Here is a 15,080-nt window from a genome sequence, read left to right as displayed (position 1 = left end):
TCCATTTCCCGCCACTATGAAAGATAAGGATATCTTAAAAGAGTCTATAGACGACATTGCCCTTCAAGACAGGCTTACCTTCTTGATTTACAGCAAGCACATCGAATTTCAAAAGATTTTCATCTCGTTCCTTTAGCTCAGCTTTTAGGGTGACAACATCATTTAAAAAGACCATACCACGGAATCGAATTGAATAATCCTGGATAAATCCTTCTTCATAGTAAGTAGTAAATAGTTTTGCTAGATTTCCCATCGTCCACATACCGTGAGCAATAATTCCAGGTAAGCCAGCTTTTTTTGCTTCTTCATCAATCGTATGAATTGGATTGAAATCACCAGAAGCACCAGCATATTTGATCAAGTCAATTCGAGACACTGGATCTAGCTGAATTTCATTCAGCGTATCCCCAACATACAACTCTGCAATCTTTGTCATACTTGCTGCACCTTCCTATAAGCTTCAGAAAGAATAACAATAGATTTAGACGTAAAAATCGTTTTGCCATCCTTGTCCTCGCCATTATTTTCTAATACAACAAAGCCCATATTGCCCAAAGCCCCTGGTTTTTCATAATAATCGGATACTTTGGCATAACAATAAACATCTTCCCCAACCAAGAGTGGTCGCTCATAATGGTAAATTTGCTCACCATGGATTAACCCCTTATTAGGCATGTTTAACCCCTCAATCACTCCATAGTCAAATACTCTTGCGAAGGTTGGCGGAGCAATATTTTCTCCAAAGCGCGACTTCTTACCGACTTCCTCATCAAGGTAAATTGGGTGCACATCTCCAACCGCTTCGGCGAATTTTTTTACTGCACCGCGTTCAACTGTATTTCGAACCTTCGCTGAGGCTTTCCCAATCATTTCTTTCATAAATTTGTCACCTCACAAAATGAATTAGTTTTTCGGTCCACCAGCAACATAAATCACTTGACCACTAACAAACCCTGAATTTTCATCCGCAAAGAAAGCAACAGCGTTAGCTATGTCCGCTGGCTTACCACTTCTAGCAACTGGAATATTTGCTACACTAGCCTTAATTAATTCTTCAAACGGAATTCCAATTCTGCGTGCTGTTTCTTTAGTCATGTCTGTTTCAATAAATCCTGGAGCAATCGAATTGGCTGTAATTCCAAATTTCCCCAGTTCGATTGCCAATGTTTTTGTAAATCCTTGTAAACCAGCTTTCGCTGTTGAATAGTTCGCTTGTCCTCTGTTTCCAAGTGCAGATGTAGAGGAAATATTGATGATGCGGCCATATTTTTGGTCTACCATGTACTTCTGAACCGCTTTAGTCGCAAGGAATGATCCTTTTAAGTGCACATTCATGACGGTATCCCAATCATTTTCCGTCATTTTAAATAACATATTGTCACGGATAACACCTGCATTGTTGACTAGAATATCTACTGTGCCAAGAGTATCAACAATTTCCTTAACAGCTGATTCTACTTGCTCCGCATCTGTAACACTAGCAACCTTGGAATATACCTCAACGCCTTTTTCTCTTAGTTCAGCAGTTGTCTCAGCTAAAGCTTGCTCATCTAAGTCAATGAAGGCAACCTTTGCGCCTTCTGCAGCAAAAAGCTCAACAATTCCCTTTCCTATCCCTCTACTTCCACCGGTTACAAATGCAACTTTTCCTTCAAATCTTCCTGCCATACTCGTTTCCTCCTTCAATCTAGTAAACTCGCATCTATTAGATAGCGCTTACAAACTATATTATATGAATTGTCCTAATTTTACATGACCTTTAAGTAAGTTTCTTGAAATGATCACTCTCTGAATTTCATCTGTACCATCATAGATTCTCCAAAGTCTTGCTTCACGGTACCAACGCTCAAGTGGCAATTCTCTTGTATAACCCATTCCACCATGAATTTGCAGGGCACGGTCAATGACTCTGTTCCCCATATTTGCACCATAAAGTTTTGCCATTGATGCAAGATGACGATTGTCTTCGCCTTGGTCTAATGTATAAGCTGCGTTTAAAACTAACCAACGAGCCGCATCTATTTCAACAGCAGAATCAGCAATCATAATTTGAATCGCTTGTCTGTCGGCAATTGGCTTCCCAAACGTTTCACGCTCTTTTGCATAATCGATGGACATTTGCATAACACGCTCTGCTGCTCCAACGGCACGAGCTCCAACAATCCATCTTGCAAAGCCAATCCACTCAAGGCCTAAGTTATATCCTTTATTCAACTCACCAAGAATATTTTCTTCAGGCACACGAACATTGTCGAATACTAATCCAGCTGGACCCCATTCACCCATTGTATGTATATACTCGGATTTCCAGCCCATATCGCGGTCAACGATAAAGCATGTCACACCTTCGCGTCCTCTTGTTGACTTATGGAGTTCCTTATCCGTAATCGCAATAGCCATAACGAAATCTGCTTCATTTCCGCCAGTGATAAATGTTTTTTCACCATTTAGGACCCATTCATTTCCATCTTTAACAGCCGTCATCTTGATGTTCTGTGTATCAGAACCAGCACCAGGCTCTGTCATCGCAAAGCATGATTTCTTATCACCGTTAATAGTTGGAATCAAATACTTCTTCTTTTGCTCTTCATTTGCGTAGTAAAGAATATTATCCGCTGAACCGCCAAAGCTAAACGGTACGAATGTTTTTGCTACTTCCATGTACACAAGTGCCAACATCATTTGACCAAGGTCTGCACCACCATATTCTTCTGGTGTATTAATTCCCCAGAAGCCTGCTTCTTTAGCTTTTAACTGAAGCTCCTTCAACTTTCCAGGTGGTAGACTTGGTTTGCCTTCTCTTTCATTTCTTAGTACATCATTTTCAAGTGGCATTAATTCTTTTTCCACAAATTTGCGGATAGTTTGTTGGACCATTTTTTGTTCATCCGTTAGGCGTAATTCCATGTTTTCATCCCCATTCCTATTTTTGATTGTAGAAATTTACTACTAATGGTTATGCTAGTACCTTCTTTTTCATACCAACCAGTAGGTATGTATATCTCTATTCTATTTTGAACTTTCTGAAAAAACAAGTCTTAATTTGTAATTTATTGAATAAAGATGTGGTTTTGTTGGTGGCATAGGAGGGATTGGAGGTTGAGATGTAAAACTAGCACCCGATATATATATGAGCAATGTTGTCGATACCATTCATAAATGCAAAAAAATCCCTCATAGTAGAGGGATTTTTAAAAAGGTGTTAGTCTTCAATAACGACTTTCTCCATTACATCGCCATTTCTCATCGCTTTAGCTGCTTCCAAACCAGTTGTAACTTTACCGAAAACAGTGTGAACGCCATTCAAATGAGGCTGTGGTTCATGAACGATGAAGAATTGGCTGCCACCTGTATCTTTTCCAGCATGAGCCATTGATAACGAACCTGCTTCATGCTTGTGAGGGTTTCCTTCAGTTTCACATTTGATTGTATATCCTGGACCACCAGTACCTGTTCCATGAGGACATCCTCCTTGTGAAACGAAACCAGGAATGACACGATGGAAAGTTAATCCATCATAAAACCCTTTCTTTGCGAGGGTTTCGAAGTTTTCAACTGTACCCGGAGCTTCGTTTGGATATAATTCAAACTCAATTTTATCTCCGCTTTTCATTTGTATGTATCCTTTTTTAGCCATGTAAAACAACTCCTTATTTTTGAATCTCAATTATCATACCATTTTTTAGCTTAAAAATAAAAGGACTTGTCCGAGGCCACTGAAAAAGTCCATTAAAAACAAAAGGTAAAAACGTTCATCAGTTAGTGAACGTTTTTGCCTTCTTTTCTATAATGGCTCTCTTAACCAGGGGGTTGATTTCCGCTCCAGGCGCTTGCTTTCCGCGGGGCGGGCGGTGAGCCTCCTCATCGCTTGCGCTCCTGCGGGGTCTCACCTGTCCCGCTGCTCCCGCAGGAGTCAAGCGCCTTCCGCTTCAATCAACCGGGGCAAAAAACAGGAAAAGGTTAGTTCCTCAAATATTTTGGGGAATCTAACCTTTTTTGTTTTATAATTATAGTATCAAACTCAAGTGGGTGGTTTCGGGTGATTCAAGAACAACAAACAATGACCTTTAGTCCATACATGGAACTCTATAATTTAATTGTTCCTGTAGATAACATGTTACGAAAAATTAATGATTTGATTGACTTTTCTTTTGTTTACGACGAGGTGAAGGATAACTACTGCCATGATAATGGCCGAAACGCCATCGACCCTATCCGTATGTTCAAATACTTATTTTTGAAGTCCATCCATGATCTTTCAGATGTTGACTTGGTTGAACGCTCTAAATATGACATGTCCTTTAAATACTTTCTTCACATGGCTCCAGAAGAAGAAGTAATTGATCCCAGTTCTCTAACCAAGTTTCGAAAGAAACGGTTGAAAAATATTAACCTTTTAGACCTACTTATTAATAAAACTGTAGAATTAGCGATTGAAAAGGACATTATCAAAGGTAATTCAATCATCGTTGATGCTACCCATTCGAAAGCCCGCTATAACCAAATGTCTCCTAAAGAGGTCCTCATGGACCGTTCTAAAAAGCTAAGAAAAACCATTTATGAGATTGACGAAGGTATGAAAAAGAAGTTTCCAACCAAAACGACTACGAATGTGTTTGAAGATGAAGTTGAGTATTGCCAAATGCTCATCGAAGTCATTGAAAAAGAAGAGGTTCTTGTACAATATCCTAAAGTTAAAGAGCGGTTAAACCTTCTAAAAGAAACAGTTGCCGATGACCTTGAACAATTACAACTTTCAAAGGATCAAGATGCTAAAGTTGGACATAAAAGCGCGGATTCCGCATTCTTTGGATACAAAACACACATTGCCATGAGCGAAGAGAGAATCATCACAGCTGCAACAGTTACTACAGGTGAAAAGAATGACGGAAAGCAACTGCAAACACTAATTGAAAAAAGTATCAAAGCTGGTATGGACGTTAAAACTGTCATCGGTGATGCAGCCTACTCTGAAAAGGGAAACATCGAATACACAAATGAGAATGAAATGAAACTAGTAGCCAAATTAAACCCTTCTGTAACACAAGGTTTCCGTAAAAAGGAAGATGAATTTGAATTTAATAAAGATGCTGGAATGTATGTTTGTAAGGCAGGTCACATGGCTATTCGGAAAGCTCGACAAGGTAAAAAAGGGGTAGCTGCAAACCAAGTAGACACGTATTACTTTGATATTGAGAGGTGTAAACGATGTCCTTTCAAAGATGGATGCTATAAGGAAGGAGCAAAAAGCAAGAGCTATTCTGTAAGTATTAAATCCAATGTACATACGGAACAGATAAAATTTCAAGAAAGCGACTATTTTAAAGAAAAGTCGAAAGAGAGATATAAAATAGAAGCTAAAAATAGCGAATTAAAACACCGACACGGGTATGATGTAGCCACATCCTCGGGTCTACTTGGCATGGAGTTGCAAGGGGCCATGGCAATCTTTGCCGTAAATGTGAAAAGGATTTTGAAGCTAATGAAATAAAAAAAGGGGTAAATCCCTATCAACATACGAAAAAAGACGACTTTACATTCAAAAAAACTGAATGTAAGTCGTCTTTTTCTGAGCTTTTCTTAAGAATTAAGAAAAACGTCAGTTTTTCAGTGGCCTCACTTGTCCTTCGGTCTTTTTAGAGTGTATATTTCTACTGTAAATATGATATAATAAGAATGCTCCTTCCGATCTTTCGCTTGTTGCGGGACACTTAACCACTGTACGGACGGAAGGAGCCCTGCTTTTGCAGGTTACATAAAGGTCGCGAACTAGAGGGTTTCTCTAGTTTTTATTTTTTATATCCGCTAATTGGTGGTAAATTTGAACAATCTCCTCAAGTTTCATCCTAACAAGCCCGCTTGAGGAAGGAGCAACAAAGTCAACAATCCCTTTAATTACTGGTTCTTCTTGAACGCCCCAATCCATTTTCCTTTTCCCGCTATATTCTTGATATACACCTTTTCCAACAAAGCAAGCAATTTTCGGACGATAATATTCAAGTTTGGATTTTAGACTTTCTCGGCCTACACGATATTCTTCCTTCGTAATCTCATCTGCTGCCTTAGTAGGTCTAGCAACGATATTGGTTAGACCATACCCGATGTTAACGATTGACGCGTCCTCAACAGCCTCATACTTCCTAGATGTTAGTCCTGCTTCATATAATATTTTCCAAAAGCGATTATTTGGATTCGCATAATGATGACCTGTTTCTCCGGAGCGAATACTTGGATTGAAACCAATAAAAACAATATCTAAGTTTTTATCAAGGTGATCTCCAATGGTTTTCATTTATCTCCCTCATTTTTACTTTTTATCTTCGCCTTTTTACGATCTGGGAAAGATTCTAAAATCATTTCTTTCATAAACGTACTTAAACACTCGCAGTTGATAGAGCAACTCGTCAAAGCATTGGTTTTCTGCATCCTCGTAAGAATATGCATCAAGGAAGGCACGCAAGACATCTTCTTGAATGGTTTCAGCTATACCTGTTAACCAGAATTTATATTGATGTTTTTCATAAATAGTTGACCATCCGCAATCGTCAAACATTTCTTCTATTTCACTACTTTCCATTCTCATCCTCCTTCATTCATCTAGTATTTCCGGGTCACCATAATTCAATCGTATTCATGCTTAATCTAGACAAAAAAGGAAATGATAACATGGTAAAAAGGAGATGATGCAATGAAGGATAAACAGAAGGAGTTTCAAGATGTCGTGCTACCAACTGAAAATACCCACGGTGAGCATAGCTTGATTTGTAATGAAGATTTATTTTACGCCGAATTAAGAGCTGCAGCTGAGGATTCGGAAAAGGAAGAAAACGAATGATAAATGTTTTACAACCGGCAGTAGCTCTCTAAGTTTTAAACATAATCCAGGCAGTTGTAAGCCTGGCAGCAGAACTAGTACTGACGCCGGTATGTGCTTCTCATTGCCCGATCAGTTCTTAGAAAGGCACTGAACGGGAAATAACAGCCTTCTAATTAACCGTAACAGCCTAAAAATACATGACCAGGGAAATGGATTGGCTCTAACTCCCAAAACTCTTCTAAAAAGTCGCCGTATAGGAAAATAGAGGCCAACTCATGACTCGATCCTGTCTGGTTTAGCGCCATCTGGGAAATAACCGATAAGCAAAGCACAGAAATGGTATATATAGCCTCGAACTGTCTAAACAAGATCTATCGTAAAACAAAAGGATGCCTCTTTATGAAGGGGCATCCTAGATTTATCTATCTTATAGTCGTTCATCACTGTAATTTTCTGCTCGCTCTTCTTCTCGTTCAAGATACCAATTTTTTACTTGTGTCAATATTGAAAATAAGAGGAAGAAATTCATAGCCCAGACACTAACAAACGGGGAAATTCCGCCAAATTCAACGGTTTGATACCCTTTGAATAGCATTACAATATAGGATTCTATGAACACGAGGATAAACCCTGCAACACCAGCAACAGACATCCGAACCATTTTTTCAGCCCCTATACTAATTTTTTCTTGTTAAGGAAATAATACCGTATGATTTTACGGATAGCAACAAAAATGTTCAAAATATAGACAAAAACTTTCAGCAATTTCGTGAAAAAGGTATAAAAAGAGGTGCATAACTGCACCTCTTTTGTTATAATCTTATATTTTATTAGTTATTTACCCCTGACGGAACAACACGTTGACCGACTGCTGCAATGAGCTCTTTAGGCATTGGGAAGTTTACCGCAGCTGGATCCTTGCTTACCGCCGGTATTGCTTTAGCCAGGTCTGCTTCTGTCAAATTGTAGGAAGCAAAGTCCTGTGGTAATCCTGTCTTTTGCTGTAAGAGCCTTATTTTCTCAACAGTCTTTGCCAAAATCGTTTGTGAATCGTCTTCAATTAACACGTCCACTCGAAGAGCCTCGGCCAACTCCCTAATTTTAGGCAAATATAGCTGTGGCACTGATTCCATTACAACTGGTAAAAATACAGCGTTTGCTAGCCCATGCGGGATGCGAAACAATGCACCATAAGCATGCGCAAAATTATGAACTGGGATTGCATTTAACGCAAAGCTAAAGGCTGTAATTCCCATTAAACTTGCCTGAAGCATCTCCATTCTGGCGTCCACATTGCCTCCGTTTGCAACCACCTCAGGCAAATTCTTCTCAATTAACCGAATTGCATGCAAAGCATGGGCGTCAGTCAATGCCGTTGCTGTAGGGGAAGCCAAGGCTTCAATTGCATGTGTTAATGCATCAAACCCTGTAAACGCTGTAATAGCCGGTGGTAATCCTACGGTCAAATCAGGATCCAACACTGCCATATCTGCCGATAAGAATGGATTAATAATATTTGTTTTCATTTGTATTTCTTCATTAAAGATTACCGCGATTGGTGAAACTTCTGATCCCGTCCCTGCTGTTGTCGGAATCGCAATATGTGGAATTGGGATATGATTTGCTTTTGGAAATTGCTCCATAACAAATCCTCCAGGTATTGCTTCCTTAATATCAGATAAGCCGTGATGCAGTGCATATTTTACACCCTTTACTGTATCTAAAACACTTCCGCCCCCGACAGCTAGTAATCCATCAGCACCAATTTCTCGGGCATAACGAGCCGCTTCATTAACACTCTTACTTTCGGCATCCTGGGCAATATCGAGGTAAATGCCTGCTAATTCTGGACCTGAACCTTGTGGAGTTAAAGAGAAAATTTGTGCAACCTTTTCTACAATCCCAGCCTGCTCTAGACCTCTATCGCTTAATAACAATACCCGCTTTGCTCCAAGACCTTTAAAAAGATTTGGAACGATCGCTCTAGTATTTGAACCACTATAGATTGCCGTACGTAGCATGAATTCAGACATTGTTCTTGTTTGCATTTTTCCTCACCTCATCATCATATTTTTATAGATTTATTGCGAATCACTATCACTCCGAAAAGAGTAAACCATACCAGTTGCGTCGGTGGAGTTCCGGTACCATTGAAGTGTGAACATGCTTGACTTGTGTGTAGGCGTCTAAAGAGTGCTTACCCATTTCTCGACCAATTCCACTTTGCTTATACCCTCCAAACGGAGCATCGTTTCTCAACATATGCCAATCATTGATCCAAACCACTCCTGCCTGAAGCTTCCTGGCCACTTCATATGCCTTATTGACATCACTCGTCCACACTCCAGCAGCGAGGCCATAAATAGTGTCATTCGCCATTTTAATCGCTTCATCAACATCAGAATAACGGATAACCGATAGTACCGGTCCAAAAATTTCCTCTCTAGCTATTTTCATATCATTGGTTACATTTGTAAAAATCGTTGGCTCAATAAAATGTCCCTCTTCACAGCCTGGCACCTTTACTTCTCTACCACCACAAACTAATGTTGCCCCTTCTTGTTTTCCTGCTTCGATATAAGATAGAATGCTCTCCTTTTGTTTTTTAGAAATAACCGGGCCAATATCTGTAGCTGGGTCGAGTGGATTACCTGGTTTAATTTTGCTAGCAAGGTTCACTAATCCTTCAACAATCACGTCGTGGAGATGATCCGGTACAAACAACCTTGTCCCTGATTCGCAAAGCTGACCTGAATGAAGGAAAACGCCAAATAAGCTACCCGGAAGTGCAATGGATAAATCCGCATCCTCAAGAATAATATTTGGAGATTTCCCTCCTAGCTCGAGTGTCGTATTTTTAATTGTCCCGGCAGATAATTCCATCACCCTACGTCCTACTTCTGTGGAACCTGTAAAGGCTACTTTATCTACTTGCGGATGACGGATCAGGGCTTCTCCCACATCCCCACCTGCTCCAGTCACTACATTAATTACACCTGGTGGTACTACCTGAGAAATGATTTCTGCCAATTTCAAAGTTGATAGTGGAGTATAGCTTGCCGGCTTGATGACAATCGTATTGCCCATCGCCAGCGCTGGAGCAATTTTCCACGTTGCAATTACCATTGGTAAGTTCCAAGGTGTAATTGCCGCACAAACCCCGATTGGTTCACGCCAAATAAAATTATGTGCTGGTCCCGGGAAAGGTGGAGAAGGAAGTGTTTCAGAAAACTCGTACTCTAAGACAAATTTCGCGAGCGTCTGAAATAAATCAACCATTTGTAATATGTCGTTTCCACTGATTCTACGGACTGTAGCCCCAGAACTAACCGATTCTAGATACGCGAGTTCCTCCCCACTCTCTGCAATTGCATAGGAGATATTATAAAGAACATTCGCACGTTCCTTTGGACTCATATTTCGCCATTCCGTGTTATCAAAAGCCTCCCTTGCCGCTTGAACAGCCTTATCAACATCTTCAACTGTCCCTTTTGCTACCTTAGCCACCAACTGACCTGTTGCCGGATTCGTCACGTCAAAGGTTTCTTCATTACTCGCGGGTTGCCACTGTCCATTTATAAATAAGGGAAATGTTTGTACTTCAGCTTTTACTGTCATCTTTATCCTCCTTTAATTTCTTTTAAATAGCTAGTATGTTTAGAGAGTATTAATAGTTGGTTAGAGAACTATAAAACACCCATTTCTTTATCGGAAACTCGGTAGATTTCTTCAATTTTCTTGCCTCTTGCGCGAGAAAGAATATCCATCCTAACCGACAGCTGCTTCATAGTGAAATTCATTGTATTTTCAAGGAGATGCCCAAACTCACTTATATCTCGACCAGCAAAACCTTCTTGGTTGATTCTTATTGCTAACGGCGCCAATTCTTGCATTTTCGCTTCCACTAATTCATAGAGGTGTGGATGCTCACAAATTAAACGTTGCAGTAGAAAGGTGCCATAGGCAATATGCCTTGACTCATCACGCTTTAAATTTTCAACACCTTGCAATAATCCTGGCATTAGTCCCAGTTCTTCAAGAGATTGATAGAAAGAATAATAGCCTGTCTCAGCCATTACACCCTCAACAAACATGTTATAGACCGTCGCAGCCTCAGCAATTGCCTCGGGAGATTGGTCATGCTCAAGTCTCGCCATCGTTTCCGGAAGAATTTCATAAAAAATCTTTTGGTAGGTATCAGAATGAAAATGTGCTAAATCACCTTTCTCACCAATTGCATTTAAGACTAGACGAAAAAATTCTGTATGTTTCGCTTCTTCATACAAGAAAGTTGTGAGGAACATTTCTTCCTCGAGTCTTCCTTGCTTAGCAATTGTCATAATCAATGGAAGTAAGTCAAGTGTTACTGCTTCCTCCCCTGCCTGAAACTGAGAAATTAGCCGTAAAATATCCTGTTGTTGCTCACGCGTTAAAGTTTGCCAATCCTTAGCATCCTGTGAGAAGTCGATGTCGCTCGGATTCCAAATCCCGTGCCTTTTTGCTTTTTGAAACAAGCGAAAAGGGAAAGAATCCTCTTGTAACCCTCGTTTACTAGTCGTTAAAATTGTCCTTTTTTCCATCTGTTCATCTCCCTACCACAAATTATTTATCTGAAGGTATACCCCGATGTACCTTTGAAAAACTGCTGTTTAGAACAACCATTGGAACTTACTTTTGATTAGTAGATGAAATAATATCAGCAGCAGTTTGCCGCAAGTGTGTTTTAAGAATCTTTCCTACTCCGTTTCTAGGTAGAGCCTCCATAAATAGAATCTGTCTTGGCGTTTTATTTTTTGCAAGATGCTCCTGACAATAGCCGATCAACTCCTCAGCGCACACTTCACTTCCTTCTTTTTTCACAACACAGGCGACCATTTCTTCACCCATTCTTTCATCAGGTATCCCAATGACCGAAGCTTCTGATACCGCTTCATGACGATTTAGAATTTCTTCTACATCACGAGGATAGAGATTAAAACCACCGCGAATTATTAGGTCCTTCTTACGATCCACAATATATAAATAGCCCTCATTATCAAGCCTTGCCATATCGCCGGTATGAAGCCAACCGTCCATTAGGATCTTTTCTGTTTCTTCAGGATTGTTATAATAACCCTGTGTCACATTATCACCACGAACAATGAGCTCCCCGACTTCTCCCACAGGTAGGTTATTCCCGTTTTCGTCGACAATTTTAATTTCAACCCCTGGGATTGGTATGCCGACCGAACCAGGTTTTATTTGAATCCCTTTGCGGTGAGCGGTGACGATAGGAGCTGCCTCTGATAACCCATAGCCTTCGTAAACATCAGCATTAAATTTGGATTGAAATGCATGTAACAACGCAACTGGTAACGGTGCAGAACCAGAACTAACTGATTCTAAACTGCTTGTATCAAACTTATCACTGTCGGGATATGAAAGCATGGCATGAATCATCGCAGGAACGGCAGAGAAAGTTCTTACTCGATGCTTTTCAATCGCTGCAAACACCTCAATTATGTTAAAACTAGGAAAAATGACAATTGCACTTCCAAGCAGCATCGTAATATTAGAAACGGTTAGTCCATATACATGCGCCAACGGTAGAACACCAAGAGTTGTTCCACGTTCGGTTTCATTATGTTTTGCAGAATTCTCTGCATTTGTGTATAGATTTTTATGGGTAAGGAGTACTCCTTTAGGACTTCCTGTTGTTCCAGAAGTATAGAGGATCACTGCTGTATCATTCTCATTCGTTGTATTCGGAATTCCAATCTTGTTATTGTTATCAACTAAGACATCATAGAAATTAAGAACATCATTACCAGTTGGAACATCAACGGCGATAATAGCAGGCTGAAAATCCAGGTCCTGGACCGCGGACCGAACCTTTTCAAGAACAAACGAAGAGGTAATAATTGCTTTTACCCCGCTCTTTGCGACAATATAATGAATCTCCTTGGGGTGTAAGGTAAACATCACTGGTACAATAATTGCCCCGGCGCGGTTGATTGCTTGATAAGAGAAGATTACTTCTGGACAATTTGGCAAAATCACCATGACTCTGTCCCCTTCACCAATCCCCTGTTTTCTTAGCCCTGCTGCAAACCTGTCTGAAATTCGCTTTGTTTCAATATTGGTGAATTGCTTTTCTTGAAAATATAGCATCGGGTATTCACCATATTTTTTTACATTGGTTTCAAGTAATTGTTCTAGCTTCATTCAACCCTCTCCTTTAACCAAAATAAAATGACTCAGAGTCGAAACCCCTAATTATGTAAGCGATTACAATTTATTCACCCGGTGTTCTCTCGACTCCTCCATCAATATATTTTAAAAATTGAATATTATGAATATTCTAGGCGGGATTTTAAAATCCTTTATAATTTTTATAGTTTTTTTCAAATTCTCGATTCTCTTTCTCACACTTTGTCGTTTTTAAAAAAGATTTATAGGCAAAAGTCACATTTTTTGTTCCGAGTGTAGCAGACATAAAAAAGCCCGAACGATTTTTCCCGTCCAGGGCCAATATTTCGATATTATACTCTAATTTTGGTTTTCTTTTGCTTTTGCATAACCTCATACGATTTCTCAATGATGTCTGTCAAAACATCGCCTTTATATATTCTGCCAATTTTAGTATTCTCCTGATAGTACTCGACAATTTCATCAAGCATATCTGAAGTCTCCTTTGTAATTCGAACATTCAACTGTAGCCTGTCATTCCCAGCCATTTTCACCTTCACCTCTTGATATAGCACTTGCTAGCATATTGCTAAATGAATGATTACTTTTCGATAGAATTCGCTATAATCTATAACGCTTCTCCATTCTTCTATTTTATCATACAAATTGAGGAATGAAATGATTTAAACGATCCCACTCCCCTCTTGTACATAATTTTTTTATGAACAATGCAGATTAAAGAATGGAGGTGCTTAGATGAAACCAAATAAACCAGGAAATAAGGAACTCCCAGATTTTAAAGAATTAGATGACCGATTGATTGCAGAAGCACCATCAGAGCCAATGCTCGTAATTAAAACACATTTAGACCCGAAGGACTCTACCAAGGATAATCCCTACTATCGAAACATGGGACTAACCGATACAGAACAATTTCGGGACTATTTTGAGGAGCGTAAAGAATAATGGAACAAACAATCGCTTATCTTCGTGAGATTTTAGCAAACTACACAGAAAAAGACCCTATCAGCAATAAGATTTATAGTAAAATTGAAGCTGGTAATTATGCATCCGAAGGGGATTTGGTAAAGGATCTTACCTATGAGGAGTCTAGCTATCTGAATGGTATTCTTCCATGGGAAATCCAATATGCTCAAAACGAACAAGATGATCAACGCGCTTATCAATTAAACGAGGTATACGAGCTTTTATTTTAATGAATGAAAAAGGGCCTGTAACTGCAGGCCCTTTTTCATTACTTTTCTTTTTCCTTATCATCCTCAACATATGGTTCATGTTCAAAAGCTGGCAAGTCTCCGAAGGAAGTCATGATTCCTTCTTCATCAAGTTCCTGTTCATACCGTTCATGTTGCTGATTTGGATAAACCTTTATTTCTTTTCCTTCAATATCGGTGGCGACAAAATTTTCATAATCCTCTACATAACCGATGTTTTCTTGCGATTCATTGTACACATCATTATAGTGGTCTGGTGGCTGATAAAAGTCGGATGGTCCTTCTGACGTACCATAACGTGCCACATCTTGCCAAGAGTCCTCTGCATCATAGGAGACATTCTCATCCTGAAGGTCTTTATCAAACTTCCCAAATGGAGGCATTAACACCCCTTCCTCAATTGGACGATTTGTTGAGATTGTCCGATCTGGAGTGTGCTCCAAGCAATAAATTGTCTCGGGAATTGCCTGAAGACGCTCATAGGATATTTCTTTTCCACACGTTACACATTTCCCATATTCTCCCTGCGCCATCGCCTCAAGAGCTTGGTTAATATTTTTCAGCTGGTACTCATCATGCTCATTTAAGGCAAAATCCTTTTCCCGCTCATACAAATCTGTTCCTTCATCTGCTGGGTGATTATCAATACTTGACAGCTCACCCATCGATTCATGATAATGCCCTTTTTCCAAGTCATAATGATCATTGTTTTCAAAACGCTGTTCCAGTTCTTGTTTTAAACCTTCTAAATCGTTTTTTAGTGCAGCCAGCTGCTCATTTGTTAGCATATTAGCTACCCCTTTCTATAGGCGGTTTCTTTTTAGTATGGAACAAATTTGCTATTTCATGAATCAAAAACG

At 39.6% G+C, this 15,080-nt stretch carries 18 protein-coding genes; 4 read left to right on the top strand and 14 right to left on the bottom strand.

Translation table 11 applies throughout. From position 1 onward, the window contains the following. Positions 1-34: 34 nt before the first annotated feature. The 5 genes from H0185_RS08335 to H0185_RS08315 form a co-directional block, all read right to left on the bottom strand. Positions 35-436 (bottom strand): MaoC/PaaZ C-terminal domain-containing protein, encoded by a 402-nt coding sequence (locus tag H0185_RS08335; protein ID WP_221872962.1) that lies wholly within the window; start codon positions 434-436, stop codon positions 35-37. Further along, a complete protein-coding gene (locus tag H0185_RS08330; protein WP_221872961.1) occupies positions 433-879 on the bottom strand; it encodes a MaoC family dehydratase N-terminal domain-containing protein in 447 nt (148 codons plus the stop codon). The genes H0185_RS08335 and H0185_RS08330 overlap by 4 nt, the downstream gene beginning before the upstream one ends. A gap of 24 nt (positions 880-903) precedes the next feature. Then, the gene (gene fabG, locus H0185_RS08325) at positions 904-1,668 is read right to left on the bottom strand and encodes a 3-oxoacyl-ACP reductase FabG (protein WP_221872960.1); all 765 of its coding nucleotides are present in this window, start codon (positions 1,666-1,668) and stop codon (positions 904-906) included. Between the two features lie 60 nt (positions 1,669-1,728). Then, positions 1,729-2,907, bottom strand: a complete 1,179-nt coding sequence (locus tag H0185_RS08320) for an acyl-CoA dehydrogenase family protein (RefSeq protein ID WP_221872959.1) — start codon at positions 2,905-2,907, stop codon at positions 1,729-1,731. A gap of 295 nt (positions 2,908-3,202) precedes the next feature. Next, positions 3,203-3,637: a peptidylprolyl isomerase gene (locus H0185_RS08315; RefSeq protein WP_221872957.1), complete on the bottom strand. Its 435-nt coding sequence runs from the start codon at positions 3,635-3,637 to the stop codon at positions 3,203-3,205. A 402-nt stretch (positions 3,638-4,039) separates the two neighbouring features. On the opposite strand from H0185_RS08315, the gene H0185_RS08310 reads away from it, so the two are divergent. Then, positions 4,040-5,491 (top strand): IS1182 family transposase, encoded by a 1,452-nt coding sequence (locus tag H0185_RS08310; RefSeq protein WP_425515815.1) that lies wholly within the window; start codon positions 4,040-4,042, stop codon positions 5,489-5,491. Between the two features lie 291 nt (positions 5,492-5,782). On the opposite strand, the gene H0185_RS08305 is transcribed toward H0185_RS08310, so the two are convergent. Beyond that, complete coding sequence (locus H0185_RS08305; protein ID WP_221872956.1) at positions 5,783-6,292, bottom strand: mismatch-specific DNA-glycosylase; 510 nt, start codon at positions 6,290-6,292, stop codon at positions 5,783-5,785. A 36-nt stretch (positions 6,293-6,328) separates the two neighbouring features. Continuing rightward, entirely contained in the window at positions 6,329-6,577 is a 249-nt protein-coding gene (locus H0185_RS08300; RefSeq protein ID WP_221872955.1) for a hypothetical protein, read from the bottom strand. A gap of 111 nt (positions 6,578-6,688) precedes the next feature. Between H0185_RS08300 and H0185_RS08295 the strand changes: the two genes are divergently transcribed. Next, the gene (locus H0185_RS08295) at positions 6,689-6,835 is read left to right on the top strand and encodes a hypothetical protein (RefSeq protein WP_221872953.1); all 147 of its coding nucleotides are present in this window, start codon (positions 6,689-6,691) and stop codon (positions 6,833-6,835) included. Between the two features lie 409 nt (positions 6,836-7,244). On the opposite strand, the gene H0185_RS08290 is transcribed toward H0185_RS08295, so the two are convergent. From H0185_RS08290 to H0185_RS08265, 6 genes are all read right to left on the bottom strand, one after another. Then, complete coding sequence (locus H0185_RS08290) at positions 7,245-7,478, bottom strand: hypothetical protein (protein ID WP_221872952.1); 234 nt, start codon at positions 7,476-7,478, stop codon at positions 7,245-7,247. A 169-nt stretch (positions 7,479-7,647) separates the two neighbouring features. Then, a complete protein-coding gene (locus tag H0185_RS08285; protein ID WP_221872950.1) occupies positions 7,648-8,865 on the bottom strand; it encodes an iron-containing alcohol dehydrogenase in 1,218 nt (405 codons plus the stop codon). A gap of 49 nt (positions 8,866-8,914) precedes the next feature. Beyond that, entirely contained in the window at positions 8,915-10,435 is a 1,521-nt protein-coding gene (locus tag H0185_RS08280; protein ID WP_221872948.1) for an aldehyde dehydrogenase family protein, read from the bottom strand. A 68-nt stretch (positions 10,436-10,503) separates the two neighbouring features. Beyond that, a complete protein-coding gene (locus H0185_RS08275) occupies positions 10,504-11,397 on the bottom strand; it encodes a R2-like ligand-binding oxidase (RefSeq protein ID WP_221872946.1) in 894 nt (297 codons plus the stop codon). Positions 11,398-11,485: 88 nt separating this feature from the next. After that, positions 11,486-13,021: a class I adenylate-forming enzyme family protein gene (locus tag H0185_RS08270; protein WP_221872944.1), complete on the bottom strand. Its 1,536-nt coding sequence runs from the start codon at positions 13,019-13,021 to the stop codon at positions 11,486-11,488. Positions 13,022-13,338: 317 nt separating this feature from the next. After that, positions 13,339-13,533 carry a hypothetical protein gene (locus tag H0185_RS08265; protein ID WP_221872942.1) on the bottom strand — a complete coding sequence of 65 codons (195 nt, stop codon included), beginning with the start codon at positions 13,531-13,533 and terminating at the stop codon, positions 13,339-13,341. Positions 13,534-13,741: 208 nt separating this feature from the next. Between H0185_RS08265 and H0185_RS08260 the strand changes: the two genes are divergently transcribed. Together H0185_RS08260 and H0185_RS08255 are read left to right on the top strand one after the other, a co-directional pair. Continuing rightward, on the top strand, positions 13,742-13,951 hold the full coding sequence (locus H0185_RS08260; RefSeq protein WP_221872940.1) for a hypothetical protein: 210 nt from the start codon (positions 13,742-13,744) through the stop codon (positions 13,949-13,951). Continuing rightward, positions 13,951-14,202, top strand: a complete 252-nt coding sequence (locus H0185_RS08255; RefSeq protein WP_221872938.1) for a sigma-G-dependent sporulation-specific acid-soluble spore protein CsgA — start codon at positions 13,951-13,953, stop codon at positions 14,200-14,202. The genes H0185_RS08260 and H0185_RS08255 overlap by 1 nt, the downstream gene beginning before the upstream one ends. A 38-nt stretch (positions 14,203-14,240) precedes the next feature. Here H0185_RS08255 and H0185_RS08250 read toward each other — a convergent pair whose 3' ends face one another. Then, positions 14,241-15,008: a TraR/DksA C4-type zinc finger protein gene (locus H0185_RS08250; protein ID WP_221872936.1), complete on the bottom strand. Its 768-nt coding sequence runs from the start codon at positions 15,006-15,008 to the stop codon at positions 14,241-14,243. Positions 15,009-15,080 lie beyond the last annotated feature (72 nt).

The sequence above is a fragment of the Mesobacillus maritimus genome (assembly GCF_019749255.1).
GTDB classification, from domain to species: domain Bacteria; phylum Bacillota; class Bacilli; order Bacillales; family Cytobacillaceae; genus Mesobacillus_B; species Mesobacillus_B maritimus_A.
This window is presented reverse-complemented; position numbering and strand designations above follow the sequence as displayed.